Here is a 1,016-nt window from a genome sequence, read left to right as displayed (position 1 = left end):
TTATACATATAAACCTCCTTTGATAGTTAATATATAAACCGCAGGGCAAAAACAATTTCAGACTCAACAAATTAGTTATATGGGAAGAAAAAAACCGAATTAAAATTTCCCTTTATTACTCTCTACTTTTATCTTATCATAAGGCCATAGTTATAAAAACAAAAAGCCCCAGAACCCCAGAAAAGCTCCATCAATAACTGAACAAAATGAAGCCTCTCTAATGGTAAATCATCTCCAATTGAAATGCTGATTTTATTCGATTCTCCACCGTGATTTCACCGCAGTGAGCCTCAACCACCGTTAAATACCGCAGTAAAATATACAGTATTTTACAACTATATGGGATATTTCCAACACTAGATTGCTGTTATGACAGGGATTATAAGAAAAGCTGCTAACATAAGGAACTTCGGCAAAACTCTCCGAAGCCTTGAGCGTAGGTTCGACTCCTACCGGGGGCACCATTTTATTATACCCAGTAAGCAAAGATTTTTTTATTTTTAACTTCCAGTTCTTGATTCTTATATTCCTTATTCTGATTAAAATTAAAACTCAAAAGATAACCCTGATCCATATTCTGGCTTTCCAAATAATCAGCCAGCTGCTTTAATCCCTGCTTGTGATATTCTTCTCCCCGCCAGATTTTTAATTCCACAATAAACTTCTGTTCAAGATAGGTAATTACCACATCAAGCCTTTTTTCCTGAGAAATCTGCACTTCTTTAAAATCAAATCCTTTACCATTAATAATTGGCTTTAAAAAAGCGAGAAAAATCAAACGACCATTTCTTTCTAAAAATCCTCTATCCTGATCACTATATTGTTCTTTAATGAAAACCTGAAAACGCTCCAGTACTTCTTTTAAATTAAGCTGACCATTGTCTATAAAGCTGTCTCTGAAATCAAAAGCATCACTTTCCAGTGAGTTCTCTATTTTGGATATCAAATAGTTGTATATTCGCTGCTCATAGATTCTATTATGAATTTTTAAGCTGCCGCCATCATTTTTGAAAATA

Annotated in this window: 1 protein-coding gene; it reads right to left on the bottom strand. The window is 34.0% G+C overall.

The window, feature by feature from the left end; genetic code table 11:
- Nucleotides 1-469 precede the first annotated feature (469 nt).
- On the bottom strand, nt 470-1,016 hold a 547-nt coding region (locus tag CI949_RS20865), incomplete at its 5' end, for a GxxExxY protein (RefSeq protein ID WP_290769964.1).

This window comes from Halanaerobium sp. (assembly GCF_003070835.1).
The sequence above is the reverse complement of the archived record's forward strand: the minus strand, read 5'-3'. Positions and strand labels throughout refer to the sequence as shown.